Genomic DNA, 18,789 nt, shown 5'->3' with positions numbered 1-18,789 from the left:
CTGACGGGAAGCGCCATGTATAACGATAAGGCAGTTTACCACCCCGCAATAAACGTCGTGCCACGGCTCACTTGTTCATCCCCCGCCGTAATAACAAACTCAATATCATTACGATAGCCTGTCCGGTTCAGGGCCGAAGTTTCTACACACACCTGATACTGTTGTGTTGCGACGCCATTATCTGGTACCAGCAGTGTTGCAGGCCCGGTCAGTTCTGCATGTGTAAGGCCTTGTATCGCCACATCAACGCGGTGACTGCCCGCTGCGAAGTATTCCACTTCGAGCTGGTAGCTGTTGCAGGTTTGGTCATTAACGGTCTGGTAGTAGAGCTGTTGCCGGTCACGTTCGATGTCGACGACGATGCTATCACGCTGGGCGATAAAGCTACCCAGAATAGCGACAGCCACACTAATCACGACGCCGTAGGCCAGAGTGCGTGTTCGCAGGATAGGGCTTTTACCGGTGCGGATCTTTTCTACCGAGTTGTAGGTAATTAGCCCTCGTGGTTTTTTAATTTTATCCATCACGCTGTTGCAGGCGTCAATGCAGGCACCGCAGTCGATGCAGGCGGCCTGTAAGCCATCGCGAATATCAATCCCGGTTGGGCACACCTGCACACAGAGGCTGCAATCAATGCAGTCGCTGTCGCGTGTTTTGTCGTAGGTAACGGTGCGAGTGTTGTCGTCAAACATCACGCTCTGAAAACGCGAATACGGGCAGGCGTGCAAGCATATTTTTTCACGCACCAGCCCGGCGTTCAGGTAAGTTAACGCGCTCATGGTGGTCAACCAGATGCCAGTCGCTATGCTTGCCTCACCCAATACAATGTCAGGCACCAGTTCTCTTATCGGCACAAAGTAGCCAGTGAAGGTGATGGCAGTCGCGGCGGCCAGTAGCAACCAGAGCGCATGCTTACTGATCCGACGCAGGCGCTGCCCTGTGGTCAGGCCTTTTTCGTCCATGCGCTTACGCGTCCAGGCCGGGCCTTCGGTGAATTCTTCGATGCGCAGAAATAGCCAGGTCCACACACTTTGCGGACAGGCAGTACCGCACCAGATTCGCCCCACCACGGCCGACGCCGCAAACAGCGCGATGGCTGAAATAACCAGAATGCCAGCAAGTATCGGGAAGTCGTACCAACCCCACTGAGTACCAAAGAAGTACAGCCTGCGATGTTCAAAGGAAAATAGCAGTGCTTGCTGACCGTTAATATTGATCCACGCCAGGCCGAAATAGGCGAGCAACAGGGGCCAGCTGATCGTGCGACGCAATGTCTGAAAGCGCCCGGAGAACAATCGGACGTGTATTTTCTCTCCAGACTGCGCTGGGGTGATGTCCAGAGCGGGGATTCTTTGCATACCTGTTACCTCCTAAGATCACAGAGTTCTCTCTGTTTGACGACCTACTATGAGGTGAGGTTACGCTCACAATCTGTATCATATAAGGCACACTTTTTTAAACTTTAAGTGGTACAGTTGAGTCATGAAGATTCATCAATATCAGGTGCTTGAAGACGCACTGGCTGAGCAGATCGCTGAGGGCAGGCTGAGTACTGGTGATAGGTTGCCGTCGGTACGGGTGTTATGCGACAGGTATACGCTTGCCAAAGGCACAGTGCTACACGCTCTGAGCCGTCTGGAGGCCCGCGGACTGGTAATCGCCAGACCTCGTTCGGGGTATTACGTTGCTGAGCGCGAGTCTCCGGTATCCGCCACGCCCCGCCCTAATGCTCCTGTGAACGCTCGCGTCAGCCCTTTGCTGATGGATTTAATGCAGCATGGTGCGGCCTTTGATCTGATGCCCGGTGCCGGTGGCGAGAATACGCAGGGGTTGGAAATACTCAACCGTTCGATTAATCGGGTAATGCGCCGCCAGCGGGGTAAGAGTCATCTTTACTACGATGATCCGGCGGGCTCAGTCGTTCTGCGTCAGCAACTCGCACTACGGTATCTGCGTCGCGGCTGTCAGCTTGATAGTGAAGACTTTATTGTTACGGCAGGGTGTCAAAACGCGCTGTTTCTTGCACTAATGGCAACCTGTAAAACCGGAGACGTAGTCGCGGTTGAATCACCCGGCTTTTATGGCGCGCTTCAGCTGCTTGAACAGCTGCAGTTGAAGGTGATCGAGATCCCCTCCTCTTCATTAACGGGGATGTCGATAAACTCGCTCAGGCAGGCAGCTCAGAAATGGCCCATCAAAGCGTGCATCGTGTCGCCCTGTTTTTCTACTCCGGCGGGTGCTGTTATGCCAGATGCAGAGCGTCAGCAGTTGTTGCAGCTTGCAGAGCATCATGATTTTGCAGTGATTGAAGATGATATTTATGCGGATACCGCACTGTCGTATACGCCAGATCCACTAAAAAAACAGGACCGCACAGACCGCGTCATTCTTTGCAGTTCGTTTTCTAAATCATTATCCCGCGACTTGCGCATTGGCTGGATCAGTGGTGGTCGCTGGCAACAGGCGTTACTTCAGTTAAAGCTGGTGACTCAGTTGGCCAGCCCTTTAAGCATTCAGAATGGTCTTGCTGAGTTTATGGCCGATGGCGGCTACGACTCACACCTGAAACGACAACAAAAAGAATTACGTCAGCAAAGAGATATCCTCGCAGACGCCATTCGACTGTGGCCAAACATTGATGGGTTTAATGTTCCTGAAGGTGGTTTAACACTATGGGTTGAATTACAGGAAAACCAGAACACCTCATCCTTGTTTTCACAACTGAAAAAACTGGGAATTTTTATTGCGCCGGGTGCGCTGTTCTCAACTGAAAATAAGTTCCGCCATTGTTTCAGGCTGGGCTACGTTCATCCATGGACCGCTGAACGATTAAAAGCGCTGAATCAGATCAGCGCTTTCCTCGAAGTGTAGCCAATCGCTTCGGTTGATATCAGCGACGATTATGACGTTTGTTATGGCCATCACGGTGATGGTGCCCGTGCTTATGGCCTCGACCATTGTTTCGCGGATGCTCGGCGATGACGTTATAGCCAATACCTTCGAGAATCATGTCCGCTGCATTTTCCACCGTTGCCAGGTCTGGATGAATACCATCACCGATGTGAGCATATTCCGCCCAGTAATCGATAATCAGAGCGTCAGGCAGATCAGATGCAAGTGTCGTCATGACGATATTATTGAGCATCTGGTAGTCTGTCGGGGAGATAGTCCACTCCAGCAAAGAGCTCTGACGAAAGAGTTCAAGGTCGATAGTACTCACGTCCGGGTAGGGTGCAAAAACAGGCGTCATGCCTAAACCGATAACCAGCTGTCCGATTTCGACCATGCGGTCGGCAACATCCTGCATGTCTTCTTCGTCACACTGCTTCGCGTCACTCTCAGGCAGACCAAACGCATCAGAGTGCAAGCAATCGTTCGGCGCCGTAACCACAACGTACTCAGCATTGTAGGCCCCGCTAGCCAACGAATAGACACGCGAACTGGCGCGCAATACCTGCGTCTGATAACTGTCTGTTTCTGCGGTGCTGCAGCCACCAGCGTAGAGTGCAGTACGACAACTCTCACGCGCGAAGGTCGTTGCAGAGGCCTGTGCCTCATTAACCACATAGCCGCTGTGTGTGCGATTCCGGATCAAGGCATCACCCAACGAAATGTACTGACCAGTGCCAACTGAAAGGCCAAGCAAGGGTGACGACAGGTCACCATCAAATGGAGCCTTACCGTTTGCGAACGATGCACCAACAATAAGTACAGGCAGTGTCTCTGGTGATTCATCCGGGAGGGGGCTTCCGCCGTGACTGCCGTGATAATGAGGGCCAGCGAGAGCAATTTGAGTGCTACTGAGCAGTAAACCCGCGGTCAGGAGGATTTTGCGCATATCAACATTCCTTGTATTTTTTGAGCTGAATTGGAGTAAAGACGCCAGAAAGATAATCAATGGCAGCAACCGCCACAAGGACGAAGCCAGCAATAGCCTTTCGCTTGACTCACTTTGTCTCCCTTCTTAATTGTCAGAGAGAACAGAGATGAACAGTACAAAAAAAGCCCGGCAGTTGCCGGGCAAGAGAAGCTCTGAGAAAGCACTCAGAGAAGGTTCATGCGAAATCCTCAACCGAGGTATTTCGCATGAAAGCGGAGATGCTCATCGATAAAACTCGAGATAAAGAAGTAGCTATGGTCGTAGCCTTCGTGGCGGCGCAGTTTCATTGCATAACCGGATTCTGCGGCGGCGGTTTCCAGTGCTTCGGGCTTCAGCTGCTCTTCAAGGAAGTTATCGGCAAGGCCCTGATCAACCAGCAGAGGCAGCTGCGTTTCTGCCGTACGTAACAGTTCGCTGGCGTCGTGTTTCTTCCAAGCCGACTTATCTGGACCCAGGTAGTTACCCAACGCTTTTTCACCCCACGGACAATCCATCGGATGACAGATCGGGCTGAACGCCGAGATGCTGGTATAGCGATCCGGGTTATTTAACCCGATCGTGATCGCACCATGACCACCCATTGAATGACCACTGATAGCGCGTTTTTCCGTGACCGGAAATTCCGCTTCAATCAGTTCGGGCAACTCGTTCACGACGTAGTCATACATACGATAATGCTCAGACCACGGCGCTTCGGTGGCGTTCACGTAGAACCCAGCACCTAAGCCAAAATCGTAGGCCTCATTTTCATCGTCAGGCACACCCTCGCCACGTGGCGAGGTATCCGGCATTACAATGGCAATACCCAGTTCAGCGGCGACACGTTGTGCGCCCGCTTTATGGGTAAAGTTCTCGTCGGTACAGGTCAGGCCTGACAGCCAGTACAGCACAGGGACGTTTCTGACCTCGGCCTGAGGTGGCAGATAAACGCCAAAACGCATGTCGCAGTTAAGCACTTCCGAACGGTGCGTAAACTGCAGCTGACGACCATCGAAACAACGGTTTTCGCTGACTTTTTCCATGACGACTATTCCTCTGTTAATAGTGAATAACGCTACGGATGCTCTTACCTTCGTGCATCAGGTCAAAGGCTTCATTGATCTGATCCAGTGGCATGGTGTGCGTAATAAAGTCGCTCAGTTTAAATTCGCCAGCGAGATAACGTTCAACGTAATCCGGCAGTTCAGAACGGCCTTTAACACCACCAAACGCAGAGCCTTTCCAGACCCGTCCGGTCACCAGCTGGAAAGGACGGGTAGAAATTTCCTGACCCGCACCCGCCACACCAATAATGACGGACTCGCCCCAACCTTTGTGGCAGCACTCAAGCGCAGAACGCATAACGTCAACGTTACCGATACATTCGAAGGAGTAATCCACACCGCCGTCGGTCAGTTCGACGATCACTTCCTGAATTGGCTTGTCGTAATCTTTCGGGTTAATGCAGTCGGTCGCGCCCAGCTGTTTTGCCAGATCGAATTTGCTCTCGTTAATGTCGATAGCAATGATGCGTGACGCTTTTGCCATGGTCGCGCCGATCACGGCCGACAGACCAATACCGCCCAGACCAAAGATGGCGACCGTAGCACCCTCTTCGACTTTAGCGGTGTTCATTACCGCGCCCATACCGGTCGTGACACCACAGCCTAGCAGGCAGACTTCTTCCAGCGGTGCGCTCGGATTCACTTTCGCCAGTGAGATTTCTGGCAGTACGGTGTATTCAGAGAAGGTTGAGCAACCCATATAGTGGAAAATCGGTTTGCCGTTCTGGCTGAAGCGGCTGGTGCCGTCTGGCATCAGGCCCTGCCCCTGAGTCGCACGAACCGCCTGACACAGGTTGGTTTTGCCAGAAGTACAGAACTTACACTTGCCGCATTCGGCGGTGTATAGCGGAATCACATGGTCGCCCACCTGAACACTGGTGACGCCTTCACCGACAGATTCAACAATACCGCCACCTTCGTGACCCAGAATCGCCGGGAAGATACCTTCAGGATCATCACCAGACAGAGTGAACGCGTCGGTATGGCATACGCCGGTGGCGACGATCTTCACACGGACCTCACCTGCTTTCGGCGGTGCGACCTGTACTTCTTCAATGGACAGAGGCTCGCCGGCTTTCCAGGCAATGGCAGCGCGGCAGGTAATAGTCTCGGACATGAATGATCTCCTCATGTTTTTAATCAGGGTTTTAATCTGTATTCCAATTAGGAGGCCATTGTAGTTCGTTACCAAATAGAGATAATCTAACTTTCTATAAAATCACTATTACATATTGGTAACAATGAACCTTTGGCAAGGCGTTAACGAGTTTGTCGCGGTCGCAGAATCGCAGAACTTCACGAAAGCAGCTTCTGAGCTTGCGATATCCACCGCGCAGGTGAGCCGACAGGTACGTATGCTGGAAGAGCGCCTCGGTATCAAGCTGCTGTACCGGACGACACGCCGCGTACACCTGACCGAAGCCGGGCAGCTCTACTATCAGTCCTGCCGCCCTTTGATCGAAGCCTTGCAAGGCGCAGAACATGCCGTACAGCAGTTACAAAGCGTGCCGCAGGGCCTGATCCGGCTGACGGCGCCTGTGACCTATGGCGAGCGCCAGTTGGCGCCGGTGGTAAATGCGTTTCTGGAGCAGTATCCGGATATCCGTATTCATTGTGAGCTGACGAACCAGAAGGTGGACCTGATCGCCGACGACTTCGACATCGCCATCCGCCTGGGAAAAATCGATACCCCCGATCTCGTCGCGCGACGGCTGGGCAGTCGTCAATTATTTACCTGTGCGTCACAGGCGTATCTCGACGACGCCGGGGTGCCCGACACCCTCGATGCGCTGCGTCATCACAATTGCCTGGTCGGTACGCTGGATTACTGGCGTTTCCGGGATGAACAGGGGGAGCGGATTCTGCGGGTCAACGGACGGCTGCGTTGCAACAGCGGCGAGGCCTTATGCGACGCGGCGCGCCGTGGATTAGGCATCGTACAGCTGCCCAACCATTATGTCGGGGACGCGCTGGAGCAAGGTGAACTGATTGAAGTACTGACCGATTACCGGCCAGAAAAAGAGAGTATCTCAGCGCTGTATCCGCCGGGGCGGCAGTTATCGCCAAAGGTGCGCGTGTTACTCACCTACCTGACCGAACATCTGGGGCAGTGAACCCAGATAGTAAAGTAAAAAACAACAAAAAAGCCCCGAAACCGGGGCTTTCTATTGACCATTATCTATCGGTAATTAGCGGCTGATCAGCGCCAGTTCGGCGTCTTCGTTCAGCACCGTCCACCAGATATTGTCGTCGCTGTCGTAACCCAGCAGCGGCTGTTCAGCGCAGGCACCGTCACGTACTGGTGGCGTTGTGACATAGCTTTGCATCCACATGCCATCGACGATACAGCTGGCATCCGCCAGAGGCTGCCAGTCGTCACCGCTCTTCTGTGCAAGAATCACGCTGTCGCCTGACAGATCCGCAGACGCAGTAAACGCAACCGCGTAAGGGTCAGCAACGGCATCTGAGATATCCCAGCTTTGGGTAGCAGTCGCTGGCAGTGTGACCGCAGGCTTGGTGTAATCGTTACCGTCGTCGTCTTTTACGGTCAGGCCGGTATCGGTCTGCATGTTTTTCGGCTCGCCGTAATCGCCCTGATACATGCCGGTCTGGTTCTGTGTGCCAGACACAATCAGAATGTCAGAGGCAGTGTCGTCAGACGCCTGCATCCAACTCAGTGTCACGTGCTCTTTCAGGTCGACGGTCACTTCCGGAATCAGCAGCTCATTGGCTTCGCCGTCAGGAATCGCACGCAGGCCGGCGTTCAGGTTTGGCGTCCAGCTTTCGTGATACTGATACAGCCACTGGTAAGCAAGACGGGTCAGATCAGTAAGAGTTTCAGCACGGCTGAAGCCCGGCGTAAAGCCCATGTCGCGGGTGCGGCTGTCGGTGCGGTTGAAGGTGTCGTTGGTACCACCCACCAGACGCGCGGCAGAGCCGTCGTCGGCCAGACAGAAGTCCGTTTCATACATCGGCTGAAATACCATCACGGCGCGGGTACCTTCCGGAATATTATTCGGATAAACAACCGTCTCACAGCGGTTGGTGGTGCGCGAGAATTTATCCATCAGGTGCCAGTCAGCATCGAAATCCTGATCAGCATTATTATTCTGCGCCGTGTGTTCGGCGTAGAACGAGCTGTAATCCACCCGGTCGTTATCAAATGCCAGAACACTTGAGTTCACATCAAAGTGATCGGAGCCTTTGCTCATGGTGGCGTTTTTCTGCGACACAATCATCTGCACCAGTTCGCGCTCACCGTAACGGAATTCATAGCCCTTGTATGACGCGTTACCCGACAGAATCTGCGTGTAGGTGTTCATGCGGTAGTTACCGCCTTCGGGCGTGGAACCTGAAGGGAATGACGTCTGAGCGGTATCACGTGCAATCAGCGAGCGCTGATACTGGTGTTCGTGGCCCTGCATATAAATGACATCGTGCTCAGAAAAGAACGCACGAATTTCATCAGCAACGCTATAAACCCAATCGTCGTCTTTGGTGCCTTCAACAATCTGTTCGCGGGTCTGACCGTATTTTGCACCGATCAGACCGTCGTGGCTGGCCACAACAATGTGATCGACGTCGGCGCGGTTTTCTTCAACGACCTGCTCGATCCATTTAATCGCCAGCGGCAGATTGTAATAAGCCAGCCCAATCATGAGTACGTTCTCGCGGATAACGTAGTAGTTCACCCACTCATACCCCGGCATATGCACGGCGTCTTCTGGAATGAATTCACGCATCGCGTTAATCCAACCGGTGGTGTACGAGTAATTAAGTTCATGGTTACCCATGACTGGCAGGAATTCCATTCCCTGTTCTTTGTACGGGCGCGCAACACTGGTCCATTCTTCCCACTCAACCGCTGAGCCTTTATCTGTCAGGTCACCCACGGGTATCACCAGATCAACACCGGCAGCCAGCTGGTGCTTCAGCACTTCGTCCATCGGGTGCATCGCGACATGCGCCTGGCCCGTAGCATCGGAGCCACCCTGAGTGTCTGGCAAAACGCCTACTTTAAAGGCACCGAACCGCGCATCTTCAGCAACATCTTCATTTTCAGGCTGTTCTGTCTGTGGTGCTTCGGCGACTGGCGTATCGATACTGGTATCGGGTGCCTCAGTGTTGTTGCTACTGCTGTTGCTGTCGCCACCACAGGCTGTCAGTGCAACAGCGGCAGCCAACAAGCCCAGGTGAGCTATTAATTTAGAGTTATTCATGGATTGTCCCCCAAGTTTCTGGAGAACTGAGTAAGCCTGCAGGCAATGTCGTTTCTGTGACAGCGAAGCTGCCTGCAGAATCCAGACAGGCCAGCTTATTTCTGCCGCAGTGGACTGACATGCTGGTGCAATGTCATTGAAGGCTTCACTTTATTCGCAACAAATTGTTGCTGTCATTCAAGCGACATACTTCAGGAGTAACGCGCGCGTGGAGGTTCTTTCTTACATTTAATGGTCAGTACTGTCCCGACCACAGATCGCTGTTTTCAGAAAATATTGAATCCTTTTCGCCACAACAGGTCTCACTGGTTCGGATATCGACAGCATATTTTTGAATAGAACCGCATTCCTGCTAGATTAGGGGAAATTTCCTCCGTTCCTGAAAGAGAAGTAAATACATGGCATCAGAACGTCTTCATCTTGAGTTATGTAACCTGACACTGAAGCAGTATCCCGACATTAAAGTACTCATGGATGAAGCTTACCCAGAGCTTGGCGGCTCCTGGCCTAAGCATACGATTAAGCGCCTGATCGAGGAGTTCCCTGAAGGCCAGATCGGCGTTATTGATGGTGACACCCTCGTAGGGATTGCTCTCTCTGTGCAGGTGGATTACAAGCGTTTCTCCAACCCACACACGTACGAGGATATTGTCGGAGCTAATGATGTTATCCGCAGCAATCCTGACGGGGACGCGCTGTACGGCCTTGATGTTGTTATTAAAAAGTCGCACCGCGGTATGCGTATCGGGCGACGCCTGTACGACGCCCGTAAAGAACTCTGTCGCCAGTATAACTTCCAGGCAATTCTTGCCGGTGGCCGTATCCCGAGCTATCACACATATCGCAAAGAAATGTCACCGATGGAATTTATCCATAAGGTCGACACCAAAGAAATTTACGATCCGATTTTATCTTTCCAGCTGTCGAATGATTTTCAGGTAAAACGTCTGCTGAAAAAGTACCTGCCGGAAGATTCTGAGTCTGTTGGCTACGCGACGCTACTGGAATGGAATAATATTCTGTATGAGCCGACCGATACTGTTCTTGAGTTCCGCAAAACGACAGTACGCGTGGGCGCGGTTCAGTGGCAGATGCGTACCGTTCAGTCACTGGAGGAGCTGCTGAAGCAGGTCGAGTACTTTGTCGATACGGTATCGGACTATCAGTGCGACTTTATTGTGTTCCCGGAATTTTTTAACGCACCGCTGATGGGGCTTGGTCCGCAGACATCTCAGACAGAAGCCATCCGTTTTCTCGCCGATTTTACCGATCCGATCCGCGATGCCATGTCGCGCATGGCAGTAGAATACAACGCGAATATTGTTACCGGCTCGATGCCGATCATGGACGACGGAGCGATTTATAACGTCTCGTACCTGTGCCACCGCAGCGGACAGGTGGATGAGCAACGCAAAATTCATATCACGCCGCACGAGAAAAATGACTGGGTCATTAAAGGCGGCGACAAACTACAGGTATTTGAAACTGACGCAGGCCGAGTGGGTATTCAGATCTGCTATGACGTTGAGTTTCCGGAGCTGTCCCGGATCATGTCGGAGCAAGGCCTGGAAATTCTGTTTGTGCCTTTCTGGACAGACACCAAGAATAGCTATCTGCGTGTACGCCACTGCGCCCAGGCCCGAGCCATTGAAAACGAATGCTATGTCGTCATCGCAGGCAGCGTTGGTAACCTTCCTGAAGTGGAGAGTCTCGATGTGCAGTACGGTCAGTCGGCAGTACTGACACCGTCAGACTTCCCGTTCCCGCATGATGCGACCCTGTCGGAAGCCACAGCGAATACCGAAATGCTGCTGTTCTCGGATCTGGATATGGATAAGTTACGCATTCTGCATAACGAAGGCTCGGTCAGAAACTTAAAAGACCGTCGTAAAGACCTCTATGACGTTGTGATCAAAAAATAAACAAGAAGAGAAAAAGCCGGGATGCTGATAAACACAGTCATCCCGGTAGTGCGGAAATTGCCTCAGGCAGTTTCCGTACTTTTGTTAGTTTCGGCCAGGTATGGCTCTAACTTCAGAATGTTCTCGCGCAGGCCCTCAGGGATGTCGCACGGTCGGCCTTTCTTATAATCAAAGAAGACCATAGTGCTCTCGCCTTTAGCAACCAGACGGGACGTCTCGTGGCTCCACACGCCGTATTCCTGAACGATCCGGCCAGAGTCCAGCTTAACGCTTTTTATCCCAATACTGATGGTGTCTGGGTACTTAAGCGGCGCCAGGAACTTAGCACTGGTGCTGCCAAGAATCGGCCCCATGCCCGTCTTCGCCATATATTCTTCAATTTTGATCGCTTCCACGTATTTTACGCGCGCGCTTTCAAAGTAGCGGAAGTACACCGTGTTATTCACATGGTGAAAATAGTCCATTTCGCCCCATGCTACGGGTATCTCAACAACAATCGGATAATCGTATAAATCCAGCATGATAATCGCCCCATTAATACTTCATTGGTGCTCGCCATCGTGGCCAGCGATAAGAAAAGGTGTCAGTCACTGCCGACGAAAGTACTAGAGCAACGACTATGCCCGCCTAAATAAAAAGGGTGAAAAATAATCAAATATACGAATAAGGTACTAGTCAATGCTGGCAAGGGAACGAATTATGAATACTAACTAGTACTTTATTATTAGTCCCAACGGCAAGACTTATCCGGCCACAAGACGGCTCCGATTTCCTCTCTTTGAACATTCAGGAACCCGAAATAGAAAAACGTCAGAAAACAGATAAGTGATCCACCGGGCTTTGTCAGTTACCGGCAGATCGTCAGCTTTTCGTCAGGCAATAAAAAACCCGCCGAAGCGGGTCTTAAGAGACTTACGAAAAGTGATCGTAATCAGAGTTCGAAGCTGTGACGCAGAACGATGGTCTCAACGCGGTCAGGGCCCGTCGAAATAATATCGATCGGCGCACCAATCGCTTCTTCAACAAAGCGGATGTACGAGCGTGCGTTCTCTGGCAGGTCATCAATGCTCTTGGCACCGAACGTGGACTCAGTCCAGCCTGGCAGCTCTTTATACACTGGAGTCACTTTTTCGAACTGATCAGCCGACGCAGGTACTTTCAGCGTGTTGCCATTTTCATCCTGATAACCGATACAGACCTTAATGGTCTCAAGACCATCCAGCACGTCCAGCTTAGTCAGGCAGATAGTGTTGATTGAGTTAACACGAATCGCATGCTTAACCAGCATGGCATCGAACCAGCCACAACGACGGTCGCGGCCCGTGGTCGTACCTTTCTCTTTACCCACATCAGCCAGGTGCTTACCGACTTCATCAAACAGTTCCGTCGGGAAAGGACCCGCGCCAACACGAGTGGTGTAGGCCTTAGTGATACCCAGAATCTGGTCAAGGTACAGCGGACCAACGCCGGAGCCTGTCGCAACGCCACCGGCGGTGGTGTTTGACGAGGTAACAAATGGGTACGTACCGTGGTCGATATCGAGCAGAGTGCCCTGAGCACCTTCAAACATGATATCGCCACCGTCTTCACGTACGGTGTGTACCAGATCAACCGCATCAACAACGATGTCTTTGATCTGCGCAGCCCAGTCCATGCAGGCAGCCAGCGTCTCTTCGTAGCTGACCGGCTCAACGCCGTAGTAATTCACCAGCGAGAAGTTATGGTATTCCATGACTTCTTTCAGTTTGTCGGCAAATTCTGGCTGATACATGTCATCAACACGCAGTCCACGACGAGACACTTTGTCTTCGTACGCCGGGCCAATACCGCGGCCTGTCGTGCCGATTTTCGCGTTACCACGCTTAATTTCACGCGCCTGATCCAGAGCGACATGATATGGCAAAATCAGAGGGCAAGCGTGAGAGATACGCAGACGATCCATCACAGGAACACCACGATCTTCAAGCGCACGGATCTCTTTCAACAGAGCATCCGGCGCCAGAACCACACCATTACCGATCACACAACGAACGCCATCACGCAGGATGCCAGACGGGATCAGGTGCAGTGCAGTTTTCTCACCGTTAATTACCAGGGTATGACCTGCATTGTGGCCACCCTGAAAACGGACGACGGCCGCTGCTTTTTCAGTCAGCAGGTCAACAATTTTACCCTTACCTTCGTCACCCCACTGGGTGCCCAGAACAACAACGCTTTTGCCCATGGCAGAATCTTTCACTCAGTCGTTAAATTTAAAAATTCAGGCGCTGACCAGTATCCACTGGCCATCGTTTTGCTGCAGTCGCTGAGACGCCCCTGCAACATCACCATTCGCTTCGGTCACTACACGGTATCCTTTGGTCCGTAAGTCCGTGATTGCCTGCCATAACGACGGATCATCCGACGCAGGAGCGGCCACGGTTTCCTTTGCTTCAAACTGACGCTGACCGAGAGCCGCCAGTACTTTAAGGTCGGCACTGAAACCGGTTGCCGGACGTGCTCGCCCGAAATCAGCACCGGTTTCATCATAGCGACCGCCCTGAGCTACAGCATCACCGTAGCCCGGCACATAGGCCGCAAATACCAGACCTGTGTGGTAATCATAACCACGTAATTCGGTCAGATCACAGGTGATTGATACCTGAGGAAAACGCTGCATCAGCGCTTCAATCGCCTGTGTCATATCGCTCAGCTGCTGCGCCGCAACGGGCACCAGTTCAGCTAAGCGCGCAAATTTGTCGGTCAGTGCACTGGCACTGCCCTGCATTGAAGCCACCAGGCTGAATGCTTCAGTTAAACGGCTGTCACTCAGCTCACGCTCAACCCACGCCAATGTGTCCGTCTGACACTTAAGCTTGAGCAGGTCGAACAGTTCGCTCTGCTGCTCATCACTCAGACCAGCACTGTCGGCTAAGGCGCGGAATACACCGACATTACCGAGGTCCAGGTGAACACCTTCGATACCAGCTTCAGACAACAGGCTGAGCATCACGCTGATGATTTCGACATCGGCACTGGTGCCAGCTACGCCATACAGCTCCGCACCAATCTGAGTTGGCGTGCGACTGGCCAGCAGTGACGCCGGACGCGTGTGAAACACAGTACGGCAATAGCTCAGGCGGCTGGTACCTTCTGGTGCAAGGCTGTGCGCATCGATACGGGCGACCTGCGGTGTTGTATCCGCACTCAACCCCATCAGGCGGCCAGACAGCTGATCAGTCACCTTAAACGTGCGCAGATCAAGGTCTTTGCCCGTGCCGGTCAGCAGTGAATCAAGATACTCCAGCGCCGGCGGGATAACGAAGTCATAACCGCAATTATCGAGATAATCGAGCAGATGGCGACGTAACTGTTCTATACGTCGCGCCTGTGGCGGTAAGATTTCGTCAATGCCATCAGGCAGCAGCCAACGGTCAGCTCCAGTCATTGTCCAGCCTTCAATTGTTAAACAGGTAAAGCAGGATGAGCCCCAGCGACATGCTGAAGAGCCCGATCATTCTCATGGTGCGGTCATCTGTCTCGGCCATCCGGATCACCAGCTGGCGCCATCGTGCGGGGTAAAGAAAAGGGATAACGCCCTCGATAATCAGCACCAGACTGACGGCCACCGCCAGTGTATGCCAGGCTTCTGCGGACACTTTCTCTACCTTGATGTAAAACAGAATTGCACAAAAAAACCGGGCTACCAGCCCGGTTGCGGGATTCTACCAGAGCTGACCGGGCTTGAACATGCAAACATGTTCAGGCCCGACTGCCATTAGTTCCCTTTAGAGTCGTTCAGGTAACGGAAGAAGTCGCTCTTAGGATCGAGCAACAGAATATCGTTTCCTTCAAAGGTCTCGGTGTAAGCCTTCAGACTGCGGGTAAATGAGTAGAACTCAGGATCTTTGTTGAACGCCTGCGCGTAGATACGTGATGCTTCAGCGTCACCTTCACCGCGGATCTGCTCTGCTTCCCGGTAGGCTTCTGCTTCGATCACCGTTTTCTGACGATCAGCATCTGCCTGAATACCTTCAGCCAGCTCGTTACCCTCAGAGCGGATCTCACGCGACTCACGACCACGTTCAGCTGACATACGCTGATACACGTTGTTGCTCAGCTCATCTGGCAGGTCGATCGCTTTAACGCGAACATCCAACACTTCGATACCCAGCTCGTCCTGCGTCTGCTCGTTGAGCATTGCGGTCAGTTTGGTCATCAGCTGGTCACGCTCACCGGAAACCACTTCATACAGGCTGCGCGCTGCAATTTCGTCACGCAGGCCCTTGTTCACCTGGTTTTCCAGCAGGAGCGTCGCACGGGTACGGTCACCCGAGGTTGCCTGGTAGTAATTACGCACATCTTTGATGCGCCATTTCGCGAACGAATCAACGATGACGTATTTCTTACCTGAAGTCAGGAAGCGTGATGGCTGAGTATCCAGCGTCAGTACACGCGCATCGAAGCGTTTAATGACGTCTGCCATAGGTATTTTGAATCCAATACCTGGCTGTACATCATCATCGATCATTTCACCGAAGCGCAACTTAATAGCACGCTCGGTTTCTTTGATGATGTAGAAACTCTGGCTACCAATCAGGACCACCAGAGCAATAACAATCAGCGAAGTAAATGCTTTAGGTGACATTATCGACCCTCCCGACGAATAGTAGATGAACTGCCCGAAGTACGACGAGAATTCGCTTCACGGATCACTTCATCGGTCAGGCGTTTAATGTCGTCATCACTGAGATCAGACTGACGTGCGGCACCCTGAACCTGCTGGGTCAGTTTATCGAGAGGCAGATACATCATGTTATTACCACCTTCAACATCCACCAGTACTTTACTGCTCTTGTTGTACACCTGAGTTACAGCATCAATGTAGAGACGCTCACGGGTGACCGCTGGTGCTTTGTTGTACTCGCTCAGCAACTTGGTGAAACGATCCGCTTCACCTTCTGCGCGGGCGACAACACGCTCACGATAAGCGCGGGCTTCTTCAAGCTGACGTTGAGCACGACCACGAGCTTCTGGTACGACCGAGTTGGCGTACGCTTCGGCGTCGTTGATAGTGCGCTCTTTATCCTGCTTGGCACGCTGAACATCATCAAACGCTTCTTTCACCGCGGCTGGCGGCGTTGCGTCTTTGATGTTCACGTTCTGCAGAGTAATACCCGTGTTGTACTCGTCCATATAGAACTGCAGACGCTGTTTAACTGCTTCTGCCAGAACCACACGGCCTGTCGTAAGGATCGGGTCCATCTCGGTCGAACCCACTTCATGACGCAGCGCACTTTCAGCAGCATCACGTAATGTCAGTTCCGGATCTTCAACACGCAGCGCGTAAGATACTGGATCGGTCACACGGTACTGAACGTTCAGTTTCACGTCGACGATGTTTTCGTCTTCGGTCAGCATGCTTTCACGGATTTCGGTTTCACGAACACGGGTTGCGTTGACGATGATTACGTCTTCAATGACCGGAAGCTTCCAGTTCAGACCCTCACCTTCGATACGATCAAACTTACCAGTACGCAGCACAACACCACGCTCCTGAGTATCGAGGATGTATACGGAGTTCATACCAAGCAGCACTGCTACGATAATAGCGGCAACAACCAAAAAGCCGGTGATGCTGCCATCGCCACCGTTGTTGTTATTTCCACCACTCTTTTTACCACCGAACAGACCATTCAGTTTATCGGTCAGTTTGCGGATAACTTCGTCCAGATCGGGTGGCTGATTACCGCCACCGCCACCATTGCCCTTGTTGTTGTTACCCCAAGGGTCTTTGGGCTTATTGCCATTACCGCCAGGCTCATTCCAGGCCATAGATCACTCCAGTCAGTGTGGCTGTTTTGTCATAAATGAATAGTACGTCCGCCATGATAACGGATTTGAGCGCAGCGGCCAGCCCATCAGGCATTGAATCGCACAACTAACCGCCGACTTTTGCTAAAGCCAGGGATCTGCAGGCTGCGCAATAAAGCGCGACTCCGGAACCTCAGCTTTAGATAACGCTCGTTTAAAGTCTTGCAACTGCATTCGTATGTGCAGGTGAATATCACCATTATCGGCAAAATCCTCGCCCTGAACGCCACCGCTTTCGTAAAGAATTGCACGAAGGCGTGCATCCGCAGGCGCGAGAGTCAGGTGGTCTTCGAAAATCTCTTCGCCTAACAGCTCGGTCATGGCCTGACACAGCAGGTCAAATCCGAGTCGCTCCTGCGCTGAGACCCACACAGCAACCGGTACACCATCTTCGTTGCGGTCGATGCGCGGCTCGCCAAATTCTAACAGGTCAATTTTGTTGTATACCCGCAATTCAGGGAGCTCATCCGCCTCAATCTCACCAAGTACCAACTCAACCTGCTCAATGTTGCCGTCCCGCTCTTCGGATGCACAGTCAATCACATGCATCAGAAGGTCTGCCTCTGCCGCTTCCTGCAGGGTCGCGCGAAACGCCTCTACCAGTTTATGGGGCAGATGTCGGATAAATCCAACCGTGTCCGCCAGAACAATTTCACCCACGTCATCAATTTCAAGACGTCGCAGGGTTGGATCAAGCGTTGCAAACAACTGATCTGCAGCATAGACCTCAGCCTGCGTCAGTGCATTGAACAGAGTCGATTTACCCGCGTTGGTGTATCCGACGATAGCAACGGTCGGTACATCCGAGCGCTTACGCGCACGACGACTCTGGTTACGTTGCGCCCTTACTTTTTCGAGACGGGCATGAATACTTTTTACCCGTTCCCGCAGAAGACGTCGGTCAGTCTCAAGCTGCGTTTCACCCGGCCCGCGCATGCCGATACCACCTTTCTGACGTTCAAGGTGAGTCCAGCCACGGACAAGACGGGTCGACTGATGCTGTAGCTGCGCCAGTTCAACCTGCAACTTACCTTCATGGGTACGCGCACGCTGGGCAAAGATATCCAGAATCAGACCAGTACGATCGAGCACCCTGCACTTAATCTCGCGCTCTACGTTACGTTCCTGACTTGGCGTCAGTGCATGGTTAAAAATCACCAGGCTGACATCATGCATACGCACAGCCTCGGCGATTTCTTCGACCTTGCCCTTACCGACAAAGGTTTTCACGTGCGGAACATCGCGCTTGGTCGTCACCAGATCTACCGGATCCGCCCCCGCAGAAATGACGAGTTCGCGGAACTCATTCAGATCCTCCCGGTTCGCTCCTTCAGGGAAGTCGACGTGTACTAGGATGGCTTCTTCGCCACCACTGTCAGGACGCTCAAAAAACACAGATAGATGTACCTTTGTCGGCGATTAATCAGAATTTTTAAATCAGGCAGTACCGGATGTTTCCGATAAAAATAGCAGATGCAAGACGCAATAACGCCTCAGACGCTCAATAACAACACAGTGGTTGTCTCTGTCGGATGGTGGGAATATCAGCGGGCCTGCCCTCTTTACGGCAAAGCCCCTGATCAGGTCGGGCGATTATTCGTCGCCTTCAGCCTGTTCTGCTGGTGCCAGACGCACATTGCGGCTAGGCACAACAGTAGAAATTGCGTGCTTATAAACCATCTGAGAAACAGTGTTCTTGAGCAGAATAACAAACTGATCGAATGACTCGATTTGTCCCTGCAGCTTAATGCCGTTTACCAGAAAGATAGAAACCTGGATCCGCTCCTTACGAAGCTGGTTCAGATAAGGGTCTTGTAAAGAGTGCCCTTTTGACATAGTTGTTCTCCTAAATGAGAGAGTGCCTTCCAATC

Annotated in this window: 16 protein-coding genes; 3 read left to right on the top strand and 13 right to left on the bottom strand. The window is 52.3% G+C overall.

Going from position 1 to position 18,789, the window contains the following annotated elements; translation table 11 throughout:
• Positions 1 to 35: 35 nt before the first annotated feature.
• Positions 36 to 1,358 carry a cytochrome c oxidase accessory protein CcoG gene (gene ccoG / locus B2R29_RS14960; RefSeq protein WP_301181792.1) on the bottom strand — a complete coding sequence of 441 codons (1,323 nt, stop codon included), beginning with the start codon at positions 1,356 to 1,358 and terminating at the stop codon, positions 36 to 38.
• A gap of 124 nt (positions 1,359 to 1,482) precedes the next feature.
• On the opposite strand from ccoG, the gene B2R29_RS14955 reads away from it, so the two are divergent.
• Complete coding sequence (locus B2R29_RS14955) at positions 1,483 to 2,871, top strand: PLP-dependent aminotransferase family protein (RefSeq protein ID WP_301181791.1); 1,389 nt, start codon at positions 1,483 to 1,485, stop codon at positions 2,869 to 2,871.
• A 19-nt stretch (positions 2,872 to 2,890) separates the two neighbouring features.
• Here B2R29_RS14955 and B2R29_RS14950 read toward each other — a convergent pair whose 3' ends face one another.
• The 3 genes from B2R29_RS14950 to B2R29_RS14940 form a co-directional block, all read right to left on the bottom strand.
• Positions 2,891 to 3,838 (bottom strand): SGNH/GDSL hydrolase family protein, encoded by a 948-nt coding sequence (locus tag B2R29_RS14950; RefSeq protein ID WP_301181790.1) that lies wholly within the window; start codon positions 3,836 to 3,838, stop codon positions 2,891 to 2,893.
• A gap of 230 nt (positions 3,839 to 4,068) precedes the next feature.
• Positions 4,069 to 4,902 (bottom strand): S-formylglutathione hydrolase, encoded by an 834-nt coding sequence (gene fghA, locus B2R29_RS14945; RefSeq protein WP_301181789.1) that lies wholly within the window; start codon positions 4,900 to 4,902, stop codon positions 4,069 to 4,071.
• A gap of 16 nt (positions 4,903 to 4,918) precedes the next feature.
• Complete coding sequence (locus tag B2R29_RS14940) at positions 4,919 to 6,040, bottom strand: S-(hydroxymethyl)glutathione dehydrogenase/class III alcohol dehydrogenase (RefSeq protein WP_301181788.1); 1,122 nt, start codon at positions 6,038 to 6,040, stop codon at positions 4,919 to 4,921.
• A 124-nt stretch (positions 6,041 to 6,164) separates the two neighbouring features.
• Between B2R29_RS14940 and B2R29_RS14935 the strand changes: the two genes are divergently transcribed.
• On the top strand, positions 6,165 to 7,037 hold the full coding sequence (locus B2R29_RS14935; protein ID WP_301181787.1) for a LysR substrate-binding domain-containing protein: 873 nt from the start codon (positions 6,165 to 6,167) through the stop codon (positions 7,035 to 7,037).
• Between the two features lie 75 nt (positions 7,038 to 7,112).
• Here B2R29_RS14935 and B2R29_RS14930 read toward each other — a convergent pair whose 3' ends face one another.
• Positions 7,113 to 9,143, bottom strand: coding sequence for a metallophosphoesterase family protein (locus B2R29_RS14930; protein ID WP_301181786.1), 2,031 nt, complete (start codon positions 9,141 to 9,143; stop codon positions 7,113 to 7,115).
• Positions 9,144 to 9,541: 398 nt separating this feature from the next.
• Here B2R29_RS14930 and B2R29_RS14925 point away from each other — a divergent pair, with 398 nt between their 5' ends.
• On the top strand, positions 9,542 to 11,065 hold the full coding sequence (locus tag B2R29_RS14925; RefSeq protein WP_300428506.1) for a carbon-nitrogen hydrolase family protein: 1,524 nt from the start codon (positions 9,542 to 9,544) through the stop codon (positions 11,063 to 11,065).
• 62 nt (positions 11,066 to 11,127) lie between these two features.
• On the opposite strand, the gene B2R29_RS14920 is transcribed toward B2R29_RS14925, so the two are convergent.
• From B2R29_RS14920 to hfq, 8 genes are all read right to left on the bottom strand, one after another.
• Positions 11,128 to 11,586 (bottom strand): acyl-CoA thioesterase, encoded by a 459-nt coding sequence (locus tag B2R29_RS14920; RefSeq protein WP_301181785.1) that lies wholly within the window; start codon positions 11,584 to 11,586, stop codon positions 11,128 to 11,130.
• A 410-nt stretch (positions 11,587 to 11,996) separates the two neighbouring features.
• Positions 11,997 to 13,289 carry an adenylosuccinate synthase gene (locus tag B2R29_RS14915; protein WP_300428508.1) on the bottom strand — a complete coding sequence of 431 codons (1,293 nt, stop codon included), beginning with the start codon at positions 13,287 to 13,289 and terminating at the stop codon, positions 11,997 to 11,999.
• A gap of 36 nt (positions 13,290 to 13,325) precedes the next feature.
• Positions 13,326 to 14,492, bottom strand: a complete 1,167-nt coding sequence (locus tag B2R29_RS14910) for an ATP phosphoribosyltransferase regulatory subunit (RefSeq protein WP_300428509.1) — start codon at positions 14,490 to 14,492, stop codon at positions 13,326 to 13,328.
• 10 nt (positions 14,493 to 14,502) lie between these two features.
• Positions 14,503 to 14,703, bottom strand: a complete 201-nt coding sequence (locus B2R29_RS14905; protein ID WP_068437367.1) for a DUF2065 domain-containing protein — start codon at positions 14,701 to 14,703, stop codon at positions 14,503 to 14,505.
• A gap of 119 nt (positions 14,704 to 14,822) precedes the next feature.
• Complete coding sequence (hflC, locus tag B2R29_RS14900) at positions 14,823 to 15,692, bottom strand: protease modulator HflC (RefSeq protein ID WP_301181784.1); 870 nt, start codon at positions 15,690 to 15,692, stop codon at positions 14,823 to 14,825.
• On the bottom strand, positions 15,692 to 16,879 hold the full coding sequence (gene hflK / locus B2R29_RS14895; protein WP_301181783.1) for an FtsH protease activity modulator HflK: 1,188 nt from the start codon (positions 16,877 to 16,879) through the stop codon (positions 15,692 to 15,694). The genes hflC and hflK overlap by 1 nt, the downstream gene beginning before the upstream one ends.
• Positions 16,880 to 17,002: 123 nt before the next feature.
• Positions 17,003 to 18,313 carry a ribosome rescue GTPase HflX gene (hflX, locus tag B2R29_RS14890; protein ID WP_301181782.1) on the bottom strand — a complete coding sequence of 437 codons (1,311 nt, stop codon included), beginning with the start codon at positions 18,311 to 18,313 and terminating at the stop codon, positions 17,003 to 17,005.
• 198 nt (positions 18,314 to 18,511) lie between these two features.
• Positions 18,512 to 18,754 carry an RNA chaperone Hfq gene (hfq, locus tag B2R29_RS14885; protein ID WP_301181885.1) on the bottom strand — a complete coding sequence of 81 codons (243 nt, stop codon included), beginning with the start codon at positions 18,752 to 18,754 and terminating at the stop codon, positions 18,512 to 18,514.
• Positions 18,755 to 18,789: the final 35 nt, after the last annotated feature.

Source organism: Thalassolituus sp. UBA3500, from assembly GCF_002377545.1.
GTDB lineage: Bacteria > Pseudomonadota > Gammaproteobacteria > Pseudomonadales > Oceanobacteraceae > Thalassolituus.
Note: the sequence above shows the minus strand (reverse complement) of the source record. Positions and strands in the feature narration are given on the sequence as shown.